General features: G+C 43.1%; 14 protein-coding genes. 10 read left to right on the forward strand and 4 right to left on the reverse strand.

Annotation, left to right across the window (positions count from 1 at the left end):
* Nucleotides 1-169: 169 nt before the first annotated feature.
* Nucleotides 170-1318, reverse strand: a complete 1149-nt coding sequence (locus tag PCRYO_RS07105; RefSeq protein WP_226939344.1) for a sulfate ABC transporter substrate-binding protein — start codon at nt 1316-1318, stop codon at nt 170-172.
* A 602-nt stretch (nt 1319-1920) separates the two neighbouring features.
* On the opposite strand from PCRYO_RS07105, the gene PCRYO_RS07110 reads away from it, so the two are divergent.
* The gene (locus tag PCRYO_RS07110) at nt 1921-2439 is read left to right on the forward strand and encodes a hypothetical protein (protein ID WP_011513723.1); all 519 of its coding nucleotides are present in this window, start codon (nt 1921-1923) and stop codon (nt 2437-2439) included.
* A gap of 89 nt (nt 2440-2528) precedes the next feature.
* Here PCRYO_RS07110 and sat read toward each other — a convergent pair whose 3' ends face one another.
* Nucleotides 2529-3782 (reverse strand): sulfate adenylyltransferase, encoded by a 1254-nt coding sequence (gene sat / locus PCRYO_RS07115; protein ID WP_011513724.1) that lies wholly within the window; start codon nt 3780-3782, stop codon nt 2529-2531.
* Between the two features lie 361 nt (nt 3783-4143).
* Between sat and PCRYO_RS07120 the strand changes: the two genes are divergently transcribed.
* The 6 genes from PCRYO_RS07120 (at nt 4144) to PCRYO_RS07145 (ending at nt 14626) form a co-directional block, all read left to right on the forward strand.
* Nucleotides 4144-5829: a nitrite/sulfite reductase gene (locus tag PCRYO_RS07120; RefSeq protein ID WP_011513725.1), complete on the forward strand. Its 1686-nt coding sequence runs from the start codon at nt 4144-4146 to the stop codon at nt 5827-5829.
* The gene (locus PCRYO_RS07125; protein ID WP_011513726.1) at nt 5822-6418 is read left to right on the forward strand and encodes a DUF934 domain-containing protein; all 597 of its coding nucleotides are present in this window, start codon (nt 5822-5824) and stop codon (nt 6416-6418) included. The genes PCRYO_RS07120 and PCRYO_RS07125 overlap by 8 nt, the downstream gene beginning before the upstream one ends.
* 82 nt (nt 6419-6500) lie before the next feature.
* A complete protein-coding gene (locus PCRYO_RS07130) occupies nt 6501-7139 on the forward strand; it encodes a phosphoadenosine phosphosulfate reductase family protein (protein WP_011513727.1) in 639 nt (212 codons plus the stop codon).
* A gap of 240 nt (nt 7140-7379) precedes the next feature.
* Nucleotides 7380-8951 (forward strand): siroheme synthase CysG, encoded by a 1572-nt coding sequence (gene cysG, locus PCRYO_RS07135; protein ID WP_041753116.1) that lies wholly within the window; start codon nt 7380-7382, stop codon nt 8949-8951.
* A 137-nt stretch (nt 8952-9088) separates the two neighbouring features.
* Nucleotides 9089-10642: an exonuclease SbcCD subunit D C-terminal domain-containing protein gene (locus tag PCRYO_RS07140; RefSeq protein ID WP_011513729.1), complete on the forward strand. Its 1554-nt coding sequence runs from the start codon at nt 9089-9091 to the stop codon at nt 10640-10642.
* Nucleotides 10643-10714: 72 nt separating this feature from the next.
* Complete coding sequence (locus PCRYO_RS07145; protein ID WP_011513730.1) at nt 10715-14626, forward strand: AAA family ATPase; 3912 nt, start codon at nt 10715-10717, stop codon at nt 14624-14626.
* Between the two features lie 163 nt (nt 14627-14789).
* On the opposite strand, the gene PCRYO_RS07150 is transcribed toward PCRYO_RS07145, so the two are convergent.
* Nucleotides 14790-19649 (reverse strand): NAD-glutamate dehydrogenase, encoded by a 4860-nt coding sequence (locus tag PCRYO_RS07150; protein WP_011513731.1) that lies wholly within the window; start codon nt 19647-19649, stop codon nt 14790-14792.
* A gap of 447 nt (nt 19650-20096) precedes the next feature.
* On the opposite strand from PCRYO_RS07150, the gene purD reads away from it, so the two are divergent.
* Together purD and PCRYO_RS07160 are read left to right on the forward strand one after the other, a co-directional pair.
* Entirely contained in the window at nt 20097-21422 is a 1326-nt protein-coding gene (purD, locus tag PCRYO_RS07155) for a phosphoribosylamine--glycine ligase (RefSeq protein WP_041753119.1), read from the forward strand.
* A 298-nt stretch (nt 21423-21720) separates the two neighbouring features.
* On the forward strand, nt 21721-23115 hold the full coding sequence (locus PCRYO_RS07160) for an ABC1 kinase family protein (protein WP_192941320.1): 1395 nt from the start codon (nt 21721-21723) through the stop codon (nt 23113-23115).
* Nucleotides 23116-23274: 159 nt separating this feature from the next.
* Here the strand turns inward: PCRYO_RS07160 and PCRYO_RS07165 are convergent, their stop codons facing one another.
* Entirely contained in the window at nt 23275-23940 is a 666-nt protein-coding gene (locus tag PCRYO_RS07165) for a methyltransferase domain-containing protein (protein WP_011513734.1), read from the reverse strand.
* 210 nt (nt 23941-24150) lie between these two features.
* Between PCRYO_RS07165 and PCRYO_RS07170 the strand changes: the two genes are divergently transcribed.
* Nucleotides 24151-24348, forward strand: coding sequence for a DNA gyrase inhibitor YacG (locus PCRYO_RS07170; protein ID WP_011513735.1), 198 nt, complete (start codon nt 24151-24153; stop codon nt 24346-24348).
* Nucleotides 24349-24395 lie beyond the last annotated feature (47 nt).

A 24395-nucleotide genomic window follows, 5' to 3' on the forward strand; every position in this document is an offset into this window, starting at 1 on the left:
TAAGATTATCAATAACTTAAATTTATCCGTAATGCATAGGTTAAATATTTTCAATGATCATTGGCTATCCGCTAATAATTTAGCCATTTGATTCAACCTTTCATCTAAGCATGAATGTCTGAATCAAATGGCTTATAACTGAACAACTTGATTACCTTTTTTATTACCTTTACTGCACGCTTGCCAGCTTATCAAAACGCCCGCCATCAACAAAAAACGTCTCCATAATCTGTGTCCAAGGACCAAAGACACTGACTGGCTCAAACGTCTCAATATCAAGCAAAGTACCTTTATGGGCGGCAAGTACTTGCTCATTACTAGGACGCATGTACATCTGTGCCATCAGTTCTTGCGCTGGCGTGTCCCATAAACTCTTTAGATAGGTGTTTGCCGCTTCTGTTTTGCCCGCTTTGTCAGTCACCGCATTCACCACTGCAACAGGATTGGCAATCAACACTGAATAACTTGGATAGACGATATCGACTTGTCCTTTGGCAAATTGCTTGGCGGCCAAATGCGCTTCGTTTTCGGTCGTGATAAGCACGTCCCCTAGACCGCGTTGGGTAAAGCTGGTCGTTGCGGCGCGCGCGCCATTGTCATAAGTGACGACGTTTGCCAAAAGTTGTTTGATAAAGGTATCTGTTTTGGTAGAGGTTTCGACAGTTTCTTTAAAATGATGCAGACCATAACCGTAGGCACCTAAAAAGGCATAACGCGCCGTACCACTGGTTTTCGGATTGGGTATTACTATAGCTACGTCACTACGTGCCAAATCTTGCCAGTCTTTAATACCCTTTGGATTGCCGCTGCGTACCAATAGAACCATGGTACTGGTATAAGGGACCGCGCCGTTTGGTAACGCTTTCTGCCAGTCAGCAGCAACCAAGCCTTTTTCAACCAATAGATTCATATCGCTTTCTTGGTTAAAGGTCACCACATCCGCTTGTAGACCATTAGCAACCGACAGGGCTTGCTTACTCGAGCCACCATGTGACTGATTGATATGTACTTTGCTGTTGGGATGCTCTTTTTGGTAGCCTTTGGCAAATAAAGTATTATAATCTTTATAAAAATCGCGTGAGACATCGTAAGAGACATTCAACAAATCAATATCTTGTGACGGCGCTGCTGATTTTTGGGCGCCGTTTTGGGTCTCACTTTGCTTAGATTCAGTAGGGCTACAGCCCGTCATGAATACCGCCATTGTCAGCACACCACCCATTATCAAGGTACGTGGTGCTTTATTTTGAAGCACTTGATTATCAGTCATTGAGGTATGACGCAAAGGCTGATTCTTGGCTATATTGGTCGTTTGCATAGACGCTCTCGATAATGTCATGCTGCCACTTGTGGACCTTACTATTTTATTAATTCTATAAATAAGGATAACAAAGGCAGTGATGGTAAGAATTTTGGGAGATACATTGGTTTTTTTGTTGATGAGAGATATGCTAGCAGCATAGATAACAAATGCTTAGTGACGAATACGCTTATCGAGTGGTGAACTTGGCATAAGCACGATGATTAGTAGCGCTATTATTAGTTATTCTATAATGGATATTTTTAGGAGCTATTTGCGATATAGAGATAAGCCATCACTTTTGAGTAAGTGATGGTATTGTTTGCCCAGTAGACGAATATTTGTGTAAGCTGTATCATCGCTGGCGCTGTATAGTCAGTCCTTAATAAAAGAAATACAAATATTATCAATCACTACTGGGGTTAATTTTTCTTGCTTGCTGTGCCTACGCAGACAGAGGCTGCAAATAATGAACCCCAGTAGTTCCGTACTCTTTTAAAAGTGGATTAGCTATAATGGCTGCAAATAAACAACTGCTACCTAAAACTGTTTAATTCAATCAAAAATAGCCATTTTGCAAAGCCATTTTTATCACTTACTCACTTACCCAAGGCAACTTAATGATTACTTCTTTCTCTTGTTACTCGCGTTTTTTTGCCGCCCTCTCTTTAACGAGTGCAGCGCTGCTTGCTTTGAGTGGTTGTAATAACACTATAAAAGCCAATGTGGATAATCACAGCGTTACGCAACCTGCAGCGACACTCTCGCCTGCTGTAAAAGTCATCGTTGGTGACTATGCTTCTGAGGGTTATGCTAAGCGTACGCAAGGCGATGACTGGGTAGCCGTGATGGTAAAAGCAGACGGTGATAAGCAGATTGACATTAAGATACGTGCGCGCAGCGATGTCAAAAAACCGACCTGCCATTTTGATGGCAAAGCAACATTGATGGGTCAAGATGATGCACACGGCATTATTTTTCAGAGCAAGGTCAATGACAGTACAGCTTTTTTTCAATTTAAAGATGATAAATTGACTATTGATAGCCAAGATAAATACGCGCTTAACTACTTTTGCTCTGGCGGTGGCACATTGGTTGGTGACTATCAAAAGTTGGCAAGTGGTTTAGAGCTCAGCTAACCACGAGATGTTCAAAACGTTCAAATAACAAAAAAAGGGTCAGACTTATCATCTGACCCTTTTTTATCTTTCATATTGAATATAAATTTTTATACCGCAGAAGCCCCGACCAATTTAACCTCAGCACGCTCATCAAAAGCGATACCAGCATAATAATCACGCAAAATCTGCAACACTTCTGGACGGCTAAAGTTCTCTGGTACATCAAGGTCTTCTGAGAGTGCTTTGCGTAGTTTGGTTCCTGATACTTTGACATGTTCAGACGCTTCATGCGGGCAGGTTTTATCTGACGCCATGGCATTACAAGCATTACACCAAAACGTCCAACCAATCTTTAACGGTTGGGTAATCAAATCATCTTTACCGACGTGGTCAAAAATGGTTTGGGCATCAAAGGCACCATAATAATCACCAACACCGGCATGGTCACGACCAACGATCAAATGGCTACAGCCGTAGTTTTGGCGGAATACGGCATGTAATAATGCTTCACGCGGTCCGGCATAACGCATATCAAGCGGATAACCTGCTTGAATAACAGTATCAGCTCTAAAGTAATTGTCAATCAAGGTTTTAATGGCTTCTTGGCGTACGTCTGCTGGGATATCACCTGGTTTTAACGCACCCAATAATGAATGTATCAGTACGCCATCACAGATCTCAATCGCAATCTTGGCAAGGTATTCGTGTGAGCGGTGCATGGGATTACGGGTTTGGAAAGCCGCGACCGTTTGCCAGCCTTTATTGTCCAAAATTGCGCGGGTTTCAGCTGGTGTTTTATAAATCTCAGGATATAAGGTTGGAAACTCGCCTTCGCTTAGGACTTCAACGCTACCTGCAATGTTGACTTCACCTTGCTCCAGTACTTGTTGGACACCAGGATGCTCAGGATCTGTGGTGGTAAATACTTGTTGGCACTCATGCTCTTTATCAATGGTGTAGGTTTCTTCCACCGTCAAGATACCCATAATCTCGCCATCTTGCGCTACCAAAGCAACTTTATCACCTTGATTTAGGCTATCCGCTGTCGCTTTCGGTGCTGATAAAGTAATAGGAATCGGCCAAAACAAGCCCGCATTGTCACCACTTTGCAGGCGCATATTATCAACCACGCCCTGCCAATCGGCTTGATTCATAAAACCATTTAACGGCGTAAAACCGCCAATACCAAACATAATCAAATCACCGCGCTCACGTGAGCTGAGCGTAATGGCTGGCAAAGTACTGGCAAGTTTTAATGCTTGGTTGCGAGCCTCACCATTCAATAGTAACGGCTTAAGCTCAGCACTACCGTGCGGAGGCACAAGTTTTGAGGGTCTTTGATCATGGGTGATAGATGTCATAGTAATTTTACAACCTTAAGAGATGAGAGAAAGATGAGTAACTGTAGATAAAGGTAGTAGAGAAGCAATTGGGCGAACAAAGGGATAATGGCAGTACGTTAAAGCTATTTATTAAATGATTAAAAACTGCTCATTAAAATCAGGTATTGAATTCGATAAGCATAGGCTACCTAACTTTCGTTATGAAAATTTATGCTGTGTTTGGATATGTATATGACTGAAAGGAATTTATGTTTTGAAGTACAAGCTTATATGATGTAAAGCTGAACGGTACACATTACGATCGACAACAAAATATATTACACACGCAAATCATTTTCGTCGCTGCTTTTAAGACTAAAAACAAAATTGAGATTACGTCATGTATCAATATAACTACGCTGACCAAACCTTGGTAGAAGAACGAGTCGCCCAGTTTCGCGACCAAACCGAACGGTTTTTGGCGGGTGAGCTGCCAGAAGAACAGTTTTTGCCACTGCGTTTGCAGAATGGTCTTTATATTCAGCGTTATGCGCCGATGTTACGTATTGCTATTCCTTACGGCCTACTAGCCAGCTATCAACTGCGTAAACTGGCGGAGATTACCCGTAAGTACGATAAAGGTTACGGACACTTCACGACCCGTACCAATATCCAGCTAAACTGGCCAAAGCTAGAAGAAGTGCCAGATATTTTGGCGGAGCTAGCATCGGTACAGATGCATGCCATTCAAACCTCAGGCAACTGTATTCGTAACACGACTACCGATCCTTATGCCGGTATTCATCAAGAAGAGATTGCGGATCCACGCCCTTATTGCGAAATTATCCGTCAGTGGTCTACCTTTCATCCTGAATTTGCTTTTTTACCGCGTAAATTTAAGATTGCTGTCGTTGGTACTGCCAATGATCGCGCGGCGACGCAAGTACATGATGTTGGATTACATGTAAAAACCAATGACACAGGCGAGATTGGTTTTGAAGTATTGGTAGGTGGCGGTCTTGGCCGTACACCAGTGATTGGTAAAGTAATTAACGAATTCTTGCCACGTCAGCATCTGCTTAGCTATCTAGACGCTATTTTGCGCGTTTATAACCTGCATGGTCGCCGCGATAATAAATACAAAGCGCGTATCAAAATATTGGTCGAGAGCATGGGCGGTCCTGCCTTTGCGAAATTGGTCGATGCTGAGTGGGAAGCCCATACCAAAGACGGTCCACTGACTTTGACCGATGCCAATTTTGACACTGCTATTGGCTTCTTTAGTGAGCCTGATTATGTTGGCTTTGATGCCTTACAAGTACAGTCTGACTTGCAACAGCAACTCAATGCGAATAAAGATTTTGCCGATTGGTATAACCAAAATACAGTCGCGCATAAAATAGCAGGCTATCGCGCCGTCGTAATTTCTCTAAAAGCAGGCTTGGTCGATGGAACCTACGTACCATCTGGTGATGTCAGCGAATCACAAATGGATGCTCTCGCGGATCTGTCAGACAAATATAGCTTTGGTGAATTGCGCGGTACTTATCAGCAAAATCTCGTATTCTCTGATGTGCAAACCAATCAGCTATATGAGCTATGGCAACAGCTGTCTGAACTGCATTTAGCGCGTGCCAACATAAACACACTAACCGATATGATTGTTTGCCCAGGTTGGGACTATTGCTCACTCGCCAATGCTACGACTCACAACATCGCTGAGCAAATCGAGAAGCAATTTGATGATCTCGATTACCTTTATGACTTGGGTGAAATTCGCCTAAATATGTCTGGCTGCATGAATGCCTGTGCGCATCACCATACAGGTGATATCGGTATATTGGGTGTTGATAAAAAGGGTGAGCATTGGTATCAAATCAGCCTTGGCGGCAACTCTAGCAACGATGCCAAGGTCGGTAAAATATTGGGTAAAGCAGTACCAGCCGAAGATGTGGCGATTACCCTACAAAAAATACTGGACGTCTATTTAGAGCAGCGCGTGAGCAATGAGAACGACGTAGAAGCTTTTAGTGACTTGGTCAATCGCGTTGGCGTGGCACCTTTTAAGGAGAAGGTCTATGGGTAATCATCATGTGTTAAACAGCAAAGGTATTGATATCGGTCAAAGTGATACGTGGTTGGCGCTTAATACCGATGAGCTACCAGATGGCATTGCTCTTAGCCATATATCGCTGCTTGAGCTATTACATAAACAAGAAAAATTCGATATCGTATTGCCGCTCACGGATTTATTGAATGCTGAAGGCAAGCTTGCTGGCGGGCTATTACAGCAGCTGAACGAGCTATTGACTGAACATGCCAGCCGTGTTGGCGTTTGGGTTACGTCAGATAATGACACCGATATATTGGTTGGTTTGTCAGATTTTTTATTACAACAAGATTTGATTGTTATTCATGTACCGGCCTTTACCGACGGACGCGGTTTTAGTTATGCGCAAACCCTGCGTCAAATAGGCTATCAGGGCGAGATTCGTATGGCTGGCAAGTTTGGCCGTGACCAAATTGCTTACCTTTTACGCGCGGGCGCAGATAGCTTTGTGCTCAGTGAGCATGATATGAAATCTATCTCTGATATCAGTCAAGCATTTAATGCGCTTGCCAGCAGCTACGATGGACGCGATGCTAGCGCATTACCGATGTTTGCAGGCACTTAGTTTTAGAATAAATCATAAGCACTTATATTAGTTACTTTTCACTCAAATCATTTTTACATGAACTTTCATCAAGGAATCTACCATGAGCCAATTACACCCAAATCTAGATATCGATCAAGCCAACCAAGACTTGCAAGGTCAAACACCAGAACAAATCGTAGAATGGGCATTAAGCCAAGCGAAAAACCCAATCATTACCACTAACTTCCGTCCTTACGAGTCAGCGATTTTGCATTTGGTCGCATCGCTGCGCCCTAACATCACCGTATTGTGGGTAGATTCTGGCTATAATACTGACGCCACTTACCAGTTTGCCAATAAAGTCATTCGTGATTTAAATTTAAACGTGATCACCTATATTCCTAAGCAAACTGCTGCCCATCGTGACGTGACGATGGAAGGCATCCCTGGTATTGATAACCCACTACATGATGAGTTCACCGATCAAGTGAAGCTTGAGCCATTCCGCCGCGCTTTAGATGAGCTAAAGCCTGATGTTTGGTTCAATGCTATTCGTAAAGATCAAACCGAATTCCGTCAAGGTCTTGATGTCCTGAGCTTGTCTAAAGACGGCGTGTTAAAAGTCGCACCGTTATTTGATAAGACAGATAGCGATTTGGATGTTTATCTTGAAGAACATAACCTACCGAATGAGTTCGATTACTTCGATCCGACTAAAGTAGAAGAGCACCGCGAATGTGGCTTGCATACGCAGTTGTAATTGCTAAATACAGAATTGTGATTTAATAAATACAATGCATAAAAATCCCGCTTAACCGGTTTATACCGAGTTAAGCGGGATTTTTTTAGTATCATAATTTTATACTGCTATTCCCTTTCTCAACAAAAACTACTTTTAATATCTTAAAAACGAATATACTAATGCCAATACATTACGTGAGCCTGCGCAACTGATAACTCATAATAGCAGTATATATTCAATTGAATGACTGGTCATACTATGAATACCTTTCCCCTATTTTTTAAATTAGAAGATCGTAAAGTACTGATTGTTGGCGGCGGTGATGTGGCATTACGCAAAGCTGATTTGCTGAGCCGTGCTGGTGCGTGTATCACTGTCCTTGCGCCAAGCATTAGCCATGAGATACAAGCATTGCTCAGTGATAGTAAGCACGCGCTGATTTATGAGAATTATAATAAAACCTATATGACAGACTCGCGCGTTATTATCGCCGCCACTGACGATGAGACGCTCAACCATCAAATACATTCCGATGCGACTGCATTAAATATCCCTGTCAACGTCGTCGATACGCCACATTTATGCGATTTTATCTTCCCTGCCATTGTCGATCGCAATCCCATCGTGATTGGTATCTCGTCCAACGGTAAAGCGCCGGTGCTGGCACGTTTACTGCGGGCACGCCTTGAGACCTTGATTCCGCAAGGTTATGGTAAATTAGCCAAGCTTGCTGGCGAGTTTCGAGGTGACGTTAAAGCCAAAATTCCAACATTGACTGGGCGTCGGCAATTTTGGGAGCAAGTATTTGAAGGTAAAGTCAGTCAATTGATGTTTTCCGGTAATGAAAACGAAGCCATTGCCCAATTGCAAGCTGATTTAGATAACACAGCGGCAAATATCACTGCAAAAAATGCTACAGATGAATCAACAGAAGCCCAAAATACGATGGGCGAAGTTTATATCGTTGGTGCCGGTCCCGGTGACCCAGAATTATTAACCTTTAAAGCATTACGCTTGATGCAGCAAGCGGATATTGTCTATTATGATGCGCTGGTATCACCGCAAGTATTGGATTTATGCCGTCGCGATGCCGATAAAGTATTTGTCGGCAAAAAACGCAGTAATCATGCCGTTGCACAATTGGGCATCAATGAGCTGTTGGTTAATAGCGCAAAAGAAGGTCGGCGTGTGGTGCGTCTAAAAGGCGGTGACCCGTTTATCTTTGGGCGTGGCGGTGAAGAGATTGAAAGCCTGCGCTCTCACAATGTCCCTTATCAAGTAGTGCCGGGCATTACCGCTGCCAATGCCGCTGCTAGCTATGCTGGTATTCCGCTAACCCATCGTGACCATTCGCAGTCAGTACGTTTTGTGACAGGGTTTTTAAAGGCAGGCGCGCCTAATAATAACTTCAAAAGTTTTTTGAATACTGATGAAACAGTCGTATTCTATATGGGTCTGCATTCGCTACCGCGCTTGACTCAAGGTTTGATTGATGCCGGACGTAGTGCAAAGACCCCGATTGCCATCGTCTCTAACGCCAGTATGCCCAATCAGCAAGTATTAACGGGTACACTTGCTAGCATCGTTGAATTACAAGCACAACATCAACTACCTACGCCTGCTCTACTCATCATGGGTGATGTCGTAAGCTTACATCATGATTTGGCTTGGTATAATAATAAAAAGACCTCAGAAAACGATAATAACTGGTTACGAGGCGGTACTGCTACGACACCAAAACCAAATCCTAACCAGCAAGCGCATGCGCTATCTATGATTGCTAATTTGGCAACAGAAGATGGTGGTCTTGAGCAGTTAGTGATTGATTAGAAAGCGCCCTAAAAGCCCCTTTTTATTTAAAGCCCTGCCAATCTAGTGGTAGGGCTTTTTTCTGATTGCAACAGAGCAAACTTCTCTAATCCTTGCTAGAATAATGGCTGTCTTTTTATTCACCACTAAGCCTCATTATGCCTGTATCTGCTGTTACGCCTCTGACTATCCTGCACACCTCTGACTGGCATTTGGGACGCAGGCTTTATGGACGTCTGCGCTACGATGAATTTTCTGCATTTTTAAGCTGGCTACAAGACACCATTAGTGCGCAGCAAGTGGATGTACTTATTGTCGCTGGTGATATCTTTGATACCATGACGCCAAGCAATAAAGCCCAAGCGCTGTATTACGAGTTTTTAGGCAAGGTTTCAAAGTCATGCTGTCAACATATCGTCATCGTCGCTGGCAACCATGATTCACCGACATTTCTAGATGCCCCAAGCAATGTCCTTAAGTTTTTAAATGTCCATGTCGTTGGTACCGCTTGTGATGACTTAAATGACGAAGTGATGGTGTTAGATGATGTAGATGGCACACCGCATTGCATTATTGCCGCTGTCCCTTATCTGCGTGACCGCGACGTGCGTAACAGTAGTGCTGGCGAGTCAGCTAAAAGCAAAGACGCCAATGTCATCGCTGGTATCTGCGCGCACTATGATGAAGTCGCAGAGATTGCCAACGCCAAACAAGCTGAATTATTAAAATCGCATAAGCGCCATATCCCTATTATTGCCACAGGGCATCTGTTCGCTGCCGGCGGCACCACTACTGATGATGATGGTGTTCGTGAGCTATATGTTGGTTCACTTGGTAAAGTCTCCGCTGATATGTTCAGTGAAAGCTTTGATTACGTGGCGCTTGGGCATTTACATGTGCCGCAGCGCGTCGGTGGGCGTGAAACCATTCGATATTCAGGATCACCCATTGCAATGGGCTTTGGTGAGGCGCGCCAGCAAAAGCAAGTATTGCTCATACAGTTTGGCACGGTGCTAAAAAACAAAGAGCTAACACTGGAAAATACCTCTGAGAGCAGCCCTCATCAGCTGAACAACACCCTTATTAACACTGATAAGACCGTAGAAAAAACCGTTAAAAAAGCAGTCAATCAGGCGGCAAGTTTTATGGATGACCTATTTGCTGATGTCGAGTCTCTAGAAAGTGATCAGCATAGTGAAACGAGTATTGAAGAACCCTCTGAACAAACAGAAGTTATTCTAAGCACTCCTTTCACTTTACCCGCCACGCCACTGCATCATGATACTTCACGTCAGATGCAAGTTATCTCAATGCCTATTCCAAAGTTCCAAAACTTGGCGCAAGTATCAGGTGATTTGGAGACTATTAATCAAAAAGTTGATAATGTTATTGAAGCTCTGTCTGATACAGAATCGGTCTGGTTAGAGATTATCTACACTGGTGATGAGGTGATTAGCGAATTGCGTGAAAGCATTCAAGCGATGGTAGAAGGCTTGCCGTGTGAGGTGTTAAAAATAAAAAATACGCGCACTTATAACAAAGTACTTAATCAGCAACAAATCTCTGAGACGCTACAAGACTTAAATGAACATGAAGTATTTGAGCGTTGTCTAGCCACTCATAACATCCCCGATGAGCAAAGATTAACCTTGCGAGAGGCTTATGAGCAAATCGTTTATGACCTACATCATGCAGATACTCAAGCTGAATAATAGCTAAAACTCATCAGCCTGATACAATTAACCGCAAATTATCATTGATATCTATAAAAATAAGACCCTGCCATGCGCCTAATTGAACTCAGACTTAAAAACCTCAACTCCTTAAAAGGCGAATGGCACATTGATTTTAGTGACGCCGCTTTTCTTAACGAAGGTATCTTTGCTATTACCGGGCAAACAGGCGCTGGCAAGACCACTATTTTAGATGCTATTTGCTTGGCGCTCTACAGCCAAACGCCACGACTCGGTGATATTACTGGCTCTACCAATGAGATCATGACCCAAGGTACAGGAGAGTGCTCGGCTGAAGTTATTATCGAGATTGACGCCAAGCAATATCAGTGTTCATGGTACCAACATCGTGCCCACAAAAAAGCCAAAGGTAACTTATTACCGATTAAGCACGAGATTAGCGAGGTCAAGTCTGGCAAGATTTTAGAAGAGAAAAAATCCAAAACCTCAGCTTATATTCAAACGCTTATTGGCATGGATTTTAGCCAATTTACCCGCTCCATCATGCTTGCGCAAGGTAGTTTTGCCGCGTTTTTAAAATCTGATATTGGTGATAGAGCGGCGATTTTGGAGAAAATAACTGGTACCGCTATCTATGCCAAAATCTCACTCAATGTTCATGAGAAAAAACGCTTGGAAGAAGATGTGCTCAGTAAGTTGCAGGCAGGCGTTGATGGCTTGTCTTTACTAAGTGTTGAAAACGAAAACCTATTGGAAGCCGATCTAAAAGTATTGAATCAGCAGCAGAGTACGCAGCGACAAACCTTTAAGACATTAAGTGAGCAGCTACAATGGCTAAATAACATACAACAGCTACAAAGCAACCTGTCTATTTATCAGAGCGAGTTTGCAAGCGCCCAGCAAGCGCAGCAAGCTTATATTCCAGAGGCTAAGCGTTTAAGTATTGCAAACAAGGCATTAGAGATTGATAGCCAGTTTCGTGAGCTTAGCTATCGCCGTGATACGGTCCAGAAGCTTGATATTGAGCAACAGAGTTTGATGAGTCAAATCCCTGCCCAGCAAGAATCGCTGACGCAAGCTGCTCGCCATTTAGACAATGCCAATACGCTAGAAAAGCAAGCATCAGACAACCTTCAAATAAATTTGCCTCTCATCGCACAGGTACGCGAATTAGACAGCAATATAAGGCAACAGTCTCAATCCTTAGGGGAAGATAGTCAGCGAAAGGAATTATTGGCAGGCAATGTACAGATATTAAGCCAAGCCATCCAAAGTCATCAGCAAACCGCCGATAGCACCAAAACTCAGCTAAATAATATCGACAATTACTTTGACAACTACCCAGAGCTGAGTGACCTTGATACCGATATGACAATCTTTGATAGTAGCTGTCAACGATTAAGGGCGCTACTAGAAGATAATGCTAAACTTTCAGCCGCTAGGATGAGTCAACATAGCCATGCCCGCCAGCTACAAGCGGATTTTGAGATATTGTCTAAACAGCAAGATACTGATCTTTCATTGGTAGCGCAGCGGCGCGAGCAACTGCTAAATCTCCAACAGCAGCAAGCAGTGATCATTCAAAAGCAGCCGCTTGCTAGTATGCGCGGTGAGCAAGAACAAATCGATCCAATCATCATACAAATTGAGCAGGTGAGCTTTAAGATTACACAGCGTTCTCAGCTGATCAGTCAAATCCATAAAATCAATCTCACGCTACCGGTATTGAAGCAAGAGCTGATGGTCTTAGAAGATTTAGTTGCCACTCATCGCACCGACATTCAGAGCACTAAGCTTAAAAAACAAGACAAACAGACGCACCTTCATTTACTGCAAAAAATTGCAAGACTTGAAGATTATATCTTGGAGCTTAAAGACGGTACGCCCTGCCCGCTTTGCGGCGCGCATGAGCATCCTTATGGTAAGCATCATCCGCTATTGGATAGCCAACTTGACAATAAACAAGCATTGCCACTAACACAGCAGACCCAGCAGCAAATAGCTGAGCTTGATATACTCATTGAGCATCTCGAACAAGCGTTATCTAAACATCATATCGACCATGCTACTAAAAATGAGACCATTAGCAATCAACAGCAGCAGTTAGTAACATTACAGCAGCAGTGTGAGATGTTGAGCAACGACATTCAAGATAGCCTACTTTCACTTTTTAACGCCAATCAAAATTGTTCCAAAGCGATTGCAGGGATTATTCATCCGCTTTATCAACTGAGTAAGGATATCAATGCGATTGATAATGACGTTGAACGCACATTACCTTTACTAAACAGCGTCAAACAAAAGCTACTCGAGCAAAAGCAGTCTCTTAAAGACTTATTGTTTCAACATGATGACTTGACACAAAGCATATCAGAGCTCTCTATTGCTATAGAGAGTGATGAAAAGCAGCATCAGGTATTGATGAGCAAGATCAATCACCTGACGACGGATATCAAGCTACACTCGCAGAAAATAGACACTACTGAAGATAAAATAGCCACCAACTTTTTGGCATTAACCTCTCTTACTAGCAGTATTCTAACTTTGGCAGATAAGTATCCGGCGGATAACTATGCAGAATACTTAAGTATTGATTTTAAAAAAGCAGACATTCAAAGCGCACTTAAGCAATTGGATGCTAGTACTGATGAGAAAACCGTACTAGATAGCAGTAACTATGAGCGTCATATTGACAGATTACGTCAACAGCGCAGCATGCTAAGTCAGCTAAAAAAATATTTTAACGAGAGAAAAAACAGCCAGCAACAGCTAACCAATACATTAAGTACAGTGAGCGCTCAAATTGACACTAAGCAAACACAGCTTTGCACGGATGAAAGCGCACTAAAGAATCTCGAACACTTAATAGCGGACAAAAAGATAGATCTTGAGATGCTCAAGAGCAAAAGAACAGAGCTTTTTTCAGACAAAAACCCAGAGTCAGAAGACACTCTACTGCGCCGCACAGTGGATGAGGCAAAAGCCAAACAAGCAAATGCTCAAAGACAGCTAGACAGCACGCAGCAAGTATTAGAGCAATTGCAAAACAGACAACGACAGCTATTGGCAGAATTGCAGTCTGCTACGACAGCGCTAAATACGCAGCAAGCTGTATTTATGGAGCATCTAACAGCGGCGCAGTTTGTGGATGAAGACGCTTTTACCCGTGCGCGCCTGCCTAAAGAAGAGCGTGATGCTTTACATACTCGTAAGCTTGCGATTGACAGCGCCTTGCAGCAGGCAAAGTCACAGTTAGATAGCACCCAACAATCATTAGAGCAGAACCTATCTCTTGCTATGACGAATGTCAGCCAAGAAATGATTGCCGCCCAACATCAGCATATTCAGATGGAGATTGATCAGCTCAGCCAACAGATTGGTGCTATTGTTCAAAAGCTCAAAGACAATGAGAACCAAAAAGGTCAACGAGCAACGCAGCTTACCGCCATTAATACGCAAAAAGAGAAGTTACAAGTTTGGCAGCAGCTGCATACTTTAATTGGTTCAGCCGATGGTAAGAAATATCGTACCTTTGCTCAAGGCTTAACCTTTGAAGTTATGATTAGCCATGCCAATAGCCAACTACAAAAAATGAGTGACCGCTATTTGCTGATTCATGATGACAGCAATCCGCTTGAGCTTAATGTGATTGATAACTATCAAGGCGGCGATATTCGCAGCACCAAAAACTTATCTGGTGGTGAAGGCTTCATTATCAGTCTCGCGCTCGCTCTTGGACTATCTCAAATGGCCAGTCACAACATCCGTGTGGATTCGCTATTTTTGGATGAAGGTTTTGGCACGCTTGATGAAGAGTCGTTAGATATTGCTCTAGATACCTTGACAGGCTTGCAACAAGAAGGGAAATTGATTGGTATTATCTCTCATGTACAGGCGTTAAAAGATCGCATTTTGACCCAAATAAAGGTCGAAAAAATATCGGGCGGCTTTAGCCAAATCAGCGGTCAAGGATGTCGGCGCGTTATGAGTGATAAAGTATGATAAGTTAGCAGGATTGATGACGACATATGATAAAGAAGTACGTTTAAAGGCATTTATTAAATGATACTGGCACGGCTATTTAGCATAAAAACATAAAAAAACCACCGTTAACGAATAACGGTGGTTTTTTATAATCAAACTATCTATTTACTTACTTGATTCGCTATTTGGTCACTAAACCACTTAACTCACTCATCAAGACGGATAACGTTGAGAGGCTGATTTGGCTATCATTATTGCTATCAAGTTTGTTCATCTCAGCAGTAACGCCGGCAAGCTGGCTAGCATGACGCGATTTCCAATCACTGAAGGCTTGAATGGCATCAGGTTGAGTCAATAACGTCTCCATCAGCATACGTAAGCTGCGCGATACATCATTGGCAAGCGCATGACGGGCACGGCGATCCCAGTGGTCTTGCTGCGGCAAGATAGCAATATTATCAATCATCCAATCAAGCTGCAAAACGTGATAGGCCTCAAAGTATAAAGTGGCAATCTCATCAACCGGACGTTCGTACTGCTCTGCTAAGAGGGCAGCATCAAGGGCATCAACATGGTATGGCAACATTGCAAACATCGATGCATCATTGATAGAAAGACCATCTTCTATCAAGCTTGTGGTATCGGCTTGCAAGTATTGTGAAAATTGCTGCTCAATAAATCCGCCTGATTTGGTTAGCTTTTCGACACTGTCTTCAAAACGGCTAATCATATCGGCCACTTGCAAATCTTGTCCAAAGGCATTGATAAACCAGACTACTCCGTTTTCGAGTGCATCGCGCAGACGCAGTTCAAGCTCAAGCAGCAAAGTGGCATCGACTTGATTGTCAAGTGCTTCAAGTAGCTCCCATGCTTTTGAGACATGGAACACATCACGCGCAATGGCATAGCCGCGCACGATAGTGGCAAGCGTTTGTCCTGTTTCTTCATGCAGACGGAATAATGCTTCGATACCCAGACGGTTGACCACACTATTGGTCATATACGTACTGATGATTTCACGGTGTAAACGGTGTTCAGTCATCTCATCAAAGAATTTTGATGCCAGCTCATCGGGGAAATATTTGCGTAATTCATTAACGAAATACGGCGCATCCGGTAAATCTGAGAGCAGTAAGTTGTCATAAACCCACATTTTTCCGTAAGCCATCACAACGGCTAGCTCAGGATTGGTTAGACCTGTGCCAGATTTTTGGCGTTTAGCAATCTCTTCATCTGATGGCAAATACTCAATCGCTCGATCTAGACGCCCTTCTGCTTCTAACATCTGAATAAAGCGCTGATGATCGCTTAAGTTTGCAGCTGCCCGGATTTGACTCAGCTCAATTGCTTGCGGTTGCAGATAGTTTTGACGCAGCACCAATTCGCTAATGGTCTCGGTCATGCTTTCAAGAAGCTCATTACGCTGCTTCAACGTCATATCACCTTGCTCAACCACTTTGCCAAGTAAGATTTTGATATTGACTTCATGATCTGAGCAGTTGACGCCGCCTGAGTTATCGATAGCATCAGTATAAATACGTCCACCAGTTTGGGCATACTCGATACGACCTCGTTGCGTGAGGCCTAGGTTACCGCCTTCACCGACGATAGCCGCACGTAATTCGCCACCGTTGACACGTACGGCATCATTGGCACGATCACCTACGTCAGCATGACTCTCCTCACTACTTTTCACATAAGTACCGATACCACCATTCCAAATGAGATCTACTGGCGATTTTAGCAACGCGCTGATAAAGTCATTTGGTGCTAAGCTGTCATCTGAGATATCAAAAACCGCTTTCATTTCAGGGCTGATAGCAATGGTCTTGTCTTGACGTGAGAAGATACCACCGCCTTGGCTAATGAGAGACTGGTTATAATCTTCCCATGACGAGCGAGGTAAGTTAAATAAGCGCTCGCGTTCTGCAAAAGACGCTGCTGTATCTGGATTTGGGTCAATAAAAATATGCAGATGGTTAAAGGCAGCAACCAGTTTGGTATGGGTTGATCTGAGCATACCGTTACCAAAGACGTCACCACTCATGTCGCCAATCGCCACGACGGTAAAATCATCGCGATTTTGAATGTCCATGCCGCGCATACGGAAGTGGCGCTTGACCGACTCCCAACCACCGCGGGCGGTAATGCCCATCGCTTTGTGGTCATAACCAACCGAGCCACCAGAAGCAAAGGCATCATCTAGCCAAAAGTTATATTCAGCAGACAAAGCATTAGCGATATCAGAAAAGGTTGCCGTACCTTTATCGGCAGCGACCACCAAATACGGATCATCTTCATCATGACGTACGGTATTGGCTGGCGGGACAATCGCACCATCGACGATATTGTCGGTCACATCAAGCATACCGCGAAGGAATGTCTGATAGCAGGCAATACCTTCAGCTTGGAATACATCACGACCATCCGCCATCGTTTTGGTTTTAACGATAAAACCGCCTTTTGAGCCAACCGGTACGATAACGGCATTTTTGACCATTTGTGCTTTAACCAGACCAAGTACTTCAGTACGGAAATCTTCCATACGATCAGACCAGCGCAGCCCGCCGCGAGCGACTTTACCACCGCGCAAATGCACTGCTTCAACGCGTGGTGAATAGACAAATATCTCAAACATCGGCTTAGGTTTTGGCAAATTTGGAATATCTGCTGCCAAAAATTTAAAGGACAAACGATCTTTACGCTGCCCATTCGCCTCTCTTTGATAAAAGTTGGTACGGACCATGGCGTTAATTAAATCCAAGTACCAGCGGAAGATACGATCTTCATCCAAGCTACTGACACCTGCTAATGCGGTGGTAATCTGTGCTCGAATCTGGCTGGTTTTGCTGGTACGTTCCTCTTCACTATAGTTAGGATTCATTCGTGCATCAAATAAACTGCCTAATGCGACACTGATGTCACTGTTTTTGACCATAGTTTGTTGAATATAGACATTTGAGAACGGTGCTTTCGCTTGCATCATATAGCGTGACAAGGCGCGCAGTACCACCACATCATAAGTATCTAACTTGGTGGTCAATACCAATTCGTTAAGCGAATCACTCTCCACCTGTCCTGCCCAAATTTGCTTTAAGCTGTCCTCAAATTGTGCACGCACCACTTGCATATCAATGGTATCAACGTGCTCTAAGACCAGCTCATACTCCTGCATCCAAATAGGTTGCTCAGGTAAATCAAACTCATAGGTCTGCGCTGAGATAACTGATACCCCGAAGTTCTCTAGTACGGGTAAGACTTTAGATAAGATAACTGCTTTTTGACGACCATATAGCTTTAAGTGCAACTGATTGCTTGCGTCACCTGTCGATTGATACAAGTGCCAAATCATCGGCTGCTCATCGCTAAGTCCAGCCAAACGCTTGGTATCTTCAACGGCAGTACGTGCATCGAATCGCTCTTGGTAAGCGGCAGGGATATAACTTAAAAATCTGCGCGTCAGAGCATTGGCATGCTGCTCACCGACATTATCCAGCAGCATTTTTTGATAATTATCACTCCACGACTGCATCAAAAAGGACAGCTTGGCTTGGAGCGCAGCGGTATCCACCTCATGCACTTGACCTGGCACTGTACGGACATGCACATGGACGCGGGCATGTTCAGATTCATTAAACTCCGTTGTAAAGCCTGAAGATGTACCACCATAAGCTTCTTTTAGGACGTTCTGTACCTTGATGCGAAGTTCGGTATTGAATTTATCACGCGGAATATAGACCAAGCAGGAAACAAAACGCTGGTAATGATCGATACGGCAAAATAAGCGCAGGCTTTTTTTGTCCTGTAGTTGGCTAATTCCTAGTACTGTCGGGTAAAGATCTTCAATGCTGGCTTGAAACAAGTCATCGCGCGGCAAGGTGTTAATGATATGCATCATTTTATGATACGCATGACCATCACGTGGTAGTTTTGCCATCGCCATGATTTTATTGGATTTTTCGCGTAATAATGGAATTTGTTGCACGCTTAGTTGATAAGCTTGCGCTGTAAAAAGACCAATAAAACGATGCTCACCGATGAGTTTTCCATTATCATCAAACTTATGAATGCCCAAAAAATCCATATAAACTGGGCGATGTACTGGCGATACTCGGCTTGATTTTGACAATACCAATACTTGCGGCGCTGTTAGCAGTCTTTTTAGATTGCTTGGCAGCTCGTCAAAGCTTTTTGAAAGCTGATCTTCACTACCGCCACGTAATAGCCCAAGCCCACTATTACCAATAGAAAATAAATCCAAATCACTACGGTCGTCTTGGTTGGCTGTATTGCCAACACTATTAACCTCGATTCTGTGCCCGTCTTCCAAGCGGTACTCTCGATATCCCAAAAAGATAAAGTGATCGTCCAAGACCCAATCTAAAAATGCTTGAATCTCTTGTTGAGAGTAAAATACTTCCGGCAGTGTTTTTGTAGCAAGTTCCGCTTTTATATCGGTTAGCTTGGCACGTATCTGCTGCCAGTCATCAACGACGACATCAAGGGTGTCTACTTTTGCCAGCAGCATCTGTTTTAATGCCGCCAATTCATCATTGTCTTGATAAGAGATTTCACAATGAATCAAAGACATGTGTGAGGTGCCACTTTCTTGAGCGCTTTCAACTTTAGTGATCGCGCCATTTTCATCGCGTTCGACATTGACAATGATATGATAAGTACGATGCACATCGATGCCTTGCTCTTCAAGACTCATCAATAGCGTGTCGACCAAAAATGGTCGATCATAGGCAACGATTTGGATAACGGTATGTGAGCTGTGAAAATGCTGCTCTTCTGCAATGGGGTTTAATATGGCAAGCTGCGGATGGCTACGATCATAGGCTTTTAATAGCGTAAAATGATGCAGCGCCATCCCAGCCAAATCAGCATTACTGATGTCCTTTGCAGTCTCTTGATGTAATGGCTGATAGTAGCTATGAATAAAGTGGTCAAATAATGATTTGTCCGCTTGTACATAACTGGTGGCAATATCGCTTATCTGGCTGATCCGCTCTTTTGCGATATTTAGAGAGTTTGGCATATCCTTTGTCCTTGCGCTTTTTTATAAGCTTCTTATTTAGGTGTTATGTCTTATGTATTGTGAATAATTAAGTTTGAACTTATTGATCATTAGCAATCATGGTTTGTCTGACTCCCGCTATACGAACTATTTTGTGAGGTTTAACAGGTCTATGAGTAAATAATTTCACTCAAGGCTATCTCTCAGGTGGAATTGTAACGCACCTGCTGTCATAGCTAAAGCGTACAACATCATTTCATGAATCAGTGAGATGTCGATAACATTTACTAATGAGACGATTGTGATTTGATACGGCTGAATATAGACGGACAGGCGCATAGCTATGACACATAGTCATGACAATGGCAGCATTTTTTTGTTAGAATAGCGCAGAATATTGGACAGTATTTTGCTGGCTCGCTATTAACTCACTTATTATGAATTTTAATGCTAAGGGCAAGAGGTATGATGAATATTTTGGTGATTGGTTCAGGTGGTCGTGAACACGCACTAGCATGGCAGTGCGCAAAAGATAATAATGTAAAAAATATCTATATCGCGCCTGGTAATGCTGGCACCGCCCTTGAACCCAAATGCCAAAACGTCACTTTGGAAGACGCCACTGATGCAGGCGAGCACAGCGCTGTTATCAAGTTTTGTCAGAATAACGCTATCGACATGGTCATCGTTGGTCCAGAAGCACCGTTGGTAACAGGCATTGTCGATGCTTGTCGTGCTGCTGGCATCAAAGCTTGGGGTCCAACAGCGTATTGCGCGCAGTTAGAAGGCTCAAAGACTTTTGCCAAAGAATTCATGGAACAAAACAATATCCCAACGGCGGCTTATCAGGGCTTTACCGACGCAGTAGCGGCAAAGGCTTATATCGATGGGCAAGGCGCACCTATTGTAATTAAAGCGGATGGTCTTGCTGCCGGTAAAGGGGTCATTGTTGCTGAGACGATCGAACAGGCGCATGAAGCCATTGACGATATGTTGGCAGATAATAAATTTGGCGATGCCGGTAGCCGCGTGGTGATTGAGCAGTTTTTGCAAGGCGAGGAAGCCAGTTTTATCTGTATGGTCGATGGTGAAAATATCCTGCCAATGGCAACCAGCCAAGACCATAAGCGTGCTTTTGAAGGTGATGCGGGTCCAAACACAGGCGGCATGGGTGCATATTCTCCTGCGCCAGTTGTCACTCAAGAGGTTCATGATAAAGTCATGGCACAAGTGATTCAGCCTGTTGTAGATGCGATGAAAGCTGCCGGTTATCCTTATACCGGATTTTTATATGCTGGACTCATGATTGATGATGCGGGCGACCCGTATGTGATTGAGTTTAACTGCCGTTTTGGCGATCCGGAGACGCAGCCTATTTTGATGCGTTTACAATCGTCAATGGTTGATTTGGTTGCACAAGGACTTGAAGGTAAATTACCGAGCGAAGCCAACTGGGATGAGCGCCCTGCCCTTGGTATTGTCGTCGCCTCAAAAGGCTACCCTGAAACTTCATCGAAAGGTGATGTGATTGCAGGCTTGCCAGAATTAAATAATGACAATCAAAATTCGGTAAAAGTTTTTCATGCGGGCACGGCTTTTTCTCATGAAAATGCTCCTAGCAATGAGAAAGAAGTCGTGACCAATGGCGGGCGTGTATTATGTGTGACTGCATTAGCAGATAGCATCTCAGATGCACAGCAAGCAGCATTAACGGTCACTGCTGCCATTAGTTTTGATGGTGCTCATTATCGCCGTGATATCGGTCATCATGCTATTGCCCGTGAAAACATTTAAATAGTAGTGATAAGTAGCACTTACCTATAGCGACTTTTGATAAATTCGACCTAGCGTGATGCTAGGTTGAATTTTTTGATTGGTTATAGTTTTTAAAGGCTGCTAAAACTAACAGGCAAAAAATGCTTAAGAATTTCAGTATGCTAGCCTAAATTACAAAGTAAATAACGTCGCTTGGCTAAGCTGCAAAACCTGCCTTCTTTATATGATACAATTCTGTACACTCATAGCACATCTCCCTTGTATTGTAGGTACATCACCCACAAATCAATACCAACTCGATGAAATGACGATATCTATGGCAAACAATACCTCTAGGTCTTCTAATAACAAGCAGTCTATCGATAATTTAAAAACATCGGGGTTTGATCGTCGTATGTCGATTGCCAAAACCTCATTGAACATTGGTCGACGTTGGGCAGGTAATAGCGTGTCTGGTATGTTTCTTAATAAAGAAGCACGTACAGCACGTAACCAGATTTTTATGGAAGAACAGGCGCATTATTTGGCAGAAGAGCTTGGTAAATTAAAAGGCTCTGTCGTGAAAATTGGTCAAATGCTAGCGATTTATGGTGAGCATATCTTACCACCTGAGATTACCCGTGCCTTACAAACGCTTAATGATGATACAGCGACACTTGCATGGCCAAAAATCGAGCAGAATTTACAGGATTTATTGGGTAATAAGCTGCAGGATCTTCAGGTTGACCCTGTCCCTATTGGTACAGCATCCCTCGCCCAAGTTCACCGTGCAACCGTCATAGCCACGGGTGAGCAAGTGGTATTAAAGATTCAATATCCGGGTGTAGCTGATGCGATTAACTCTGATTTGGCTCTATTTAAGAGCCTATTAAAGGTTAGTAATATCGTTCCACAAACCCGTTCACTCGATGCATGGTTTGAAGAGATACGTGATTTATTACATCATGAAGTCGACTATGAGGCGGAAGCTGACACAACAGAGCGGTTCTATAACCGTTTGATTGACGATGCACGTTATGTTGTACCGAGAATTAACCGCCATTATTCGACCAAGCGCTTACTTTGTATGTCTTATGAGCCGGGTATCAGTGTGGTTTCTGACGCATTGCAACTACTCCCTCTTGAGCGTCGAAACGCCATCGGTCAGGCGGCTATCGAAATCATGATACAAGAGATTTTCGTTTGGGGTGAGATGCAAACGGATCCAAACTTTGGTAATTACCTTGTCCGTGTCGCACGCGACGAAACTGAAATTGATAAACTGGTCTTATTAGATTTTGGTGCGATTCGCCAGTTCGATAACAACTTATTGACGATTGCTCATAATTTATTACGTTCCGGTTATTATCATGATCATCAATCTATGATGAGTGCCATGACTGGTTATGACTTTTTTGATACCATGAGTGATAAAGTACGTTCAGATATCGCCTCATTGTTTTTGTTGGCAACTGAACCTTTTAGTGAGCCTGTGATAAACACTGATATGCCTGCTAATTGTCTAGATGACCAACAGCGCTATATTTGGGCTAACAGTAAGCTGCATACTCGCCTCTCAAATGATGCGACACAAGCGATGCAGTCTTTCGAGTTCAATCTACCACCTAAAGAGTTTATGTTTATCAGTCGGAAATTTATCGGTGCCTATACTTTTTTGACTGTGCTTGATGCTCGTACGGATTCTAATAATTTAGTAAAACCGTTTTTATAAACTTATTTTAACGTACTTACTCGACGGATTTTTGAACTGCCTTTCTGGGGCGGTTTTATTTATTACAATCTTAATTGCTTAGGCTATTTTATAGTTTTAACTTAACCTTAGCATTTTATAGCAAATGTAATTCTTTTATCTTTTACTTAGGCTATTATCTTAAATACTCACATCAGCTATCATCCACTTATCGAATCTGGTTTGATAACCTTCAGGTTTCTTCATGTTCAATTCCCAACAGGTTTCTTGCCGTGCTAAGTATTTAACTTCAAAATGTGTACGCTGACTACTGCTTGCAACCTGACTACGCGTATTGGGCAAACACCATACTTCATTTGCTTGATGCTCAGCATTGTCCATATATGTTTCGATGTTGGTTGCCAATATTATCTCCCCGCCTACCTGTAAGCGTGACAGTAAAAACTCAAAAAACGGCATATTAAGCCATTGTTGATTGGGATTGTGCTGTTCAGGATTGGGATATAAGATATAGATACTATCGATACTGTTTGGCGCAATTGCATGTACGATCCATGCAATTGCATCAGCATGAATAGCGGTCAAATTGGCAGAATTCTGCTGCGCTGCCAATTTTTTAAATGCCTCAAACTTATTGCGAGTACGCTCAATCGCAATCAGATGCTTATCAGGATTTTGCATGGCAAAGCTTAAGGCATGCTTGCCCTTCCCTGCGCCAATCTCCAAAACGAGTGATGATTTAGGTTTAAGTGCTGCGTCTGGCATCAAAAAATCACGTGGTGCTGAGAGTCGTTGAGGTTGAAATGCCCGCTCTTGCTGATGTGAAAGCTCAAGGTTGTCAGTCATTTGCTGTCCTTAAAGTATTTGTCATTTGTCATTATTCGGCTGCATGCTATTATATAGTCAATGCAACCCAATAGTAATATCGCGATATCGATTACTCATCGACAGATAGCTTTCTCAATCAGATTAATAGAGCAATGATTTGAAAATCAATTACTGCTTACTTTTTGAGGATACTTTGTTGATAAAACCAAGGATCTCTCTACTTTTATTATGACCGAATCTACTTCTAACGCCAGCCTTTCACCTAAAACGTATCCTTGTCCAGAATGCGGTAAGCAAACCACATGGCAAGATAATAAATATAAGCCATTTTGTAGTCATCACTGTAAACTGATCGATCTTGGCGCATGGGCAAACGAAGACTATACATTGCCTGCTGAGTCGACGCCGTTTTCTGATGAGCTATAACATTAAGCGCTTTACCCTCTTACTTTTATCACTTTATGATTCCAAGG

Source organism: Psychrobacter cryohalolentis K5, from assembly GCF_000013905.1.
Classification (GTDB): domain Bacteria; phylum Pseudomonadota; class Gammaproteobacteria; order Pseudomonadales; family Moraxellaceae; genus Psychrobacter; species Psychrobacter cryohalolentis.

Bases quoted from the DNA above. Each gene is read 5' to 3' on its own strand.
- PCRYO_RS07105 (WP_226939344.1), bottom strand. From the start codon at position 1,318: ATGCAAACGACCAATATAGCCAAGAATCAGCCTTTGCGTCATACCTCA.
- PCRYO_RS07110 (WP_011513723.1), top strand. From the start codon at position 1,921: ATGATTACTTCTTTCTCTTGTTACTCGCGTTTTTTTGCCGCCCTCTCT.
- sat (WP_011513724.1), bottom strand. From the start codon at position 3,782: ATGACATCTATCACCCATGATCAAAGACCCTCAAAACTTGTGCCTCCG.
- PCRYO_RS07120 (WP_011513725.1), top strand. From the start codon at position 4,144: ATGTATCAATATAACTACGCTGACCAAACCTTGGTAGAAGAACGAGTC.
- PCRYO_RS07125 (WP_011513726.1), top strand. From the start codon at position 5,822: ATGGGTAATCATCATGTGTTAAACAGCAAAGGTATTGATATCGGTCAA.
- PCRYO_RS07130 (WP_011513727.1), top strand. From the start codon at position 6,501: ATGAGCCAATTACACCCAAATCTAGATATCGATCAAGCCAACCAAGAC.
- cysG (WP_041753116.1), top strand. From the start codon at position 7,380: ATGAATACCTTTCCCCTATTTTTTAAATTAGAAGATCGTAAAGTACTG.
- PCRYO_RS07140 (WP_011513729.1), top strand. From the start codon at position 9,089: ATGCCTGTATCTGCTGTTACGCCTCTGACTATCCTGCACACCTCTGAC.
- PCRYO_RS07145 (WP_011513730.1), top strand. From the start codon at position 10,715: ATGCGCCTAATTGAACTCAGACTTAAAAACCTCAACTCCTTAAAAGGC.
- PCRYO_RS07150 (WP_011513731.1), bottom strand. From the start codon at position 19,649: ATGCCAAACTCTCTAAATATCGCAAAAGAGCGGATCAGCCAGATAAGC.
- purD (WP_041753119.1), top strand. From the start codon at position 20,097: ATGAATATTTTGGTGATTGGTTCAGGTGGTCGTGAACACGCACTAGCA.
- PCRYO_RS07160 (WP_192941320.1), top strand. From the start codon at position 21,721: ATGGCAAACAATACCTCTAGGTCTTCTAATAACAAGCAGTCTATCGAT.
- PCRYO_RS07165 (WP_011513734.1), bottom strand. From the start codon at position 23,940: ATGACTGACAACCTTGAGCTTTCACATCAGCAAGAGCGGGCATTTCAA.
- PCRYO_RS07170 (WP_011513735.1), top strand. From the start codon at position 24,151: ATGACCGAATCTACTTCTAACGCCAGCCTTTCACCTAAAACGTATCCT.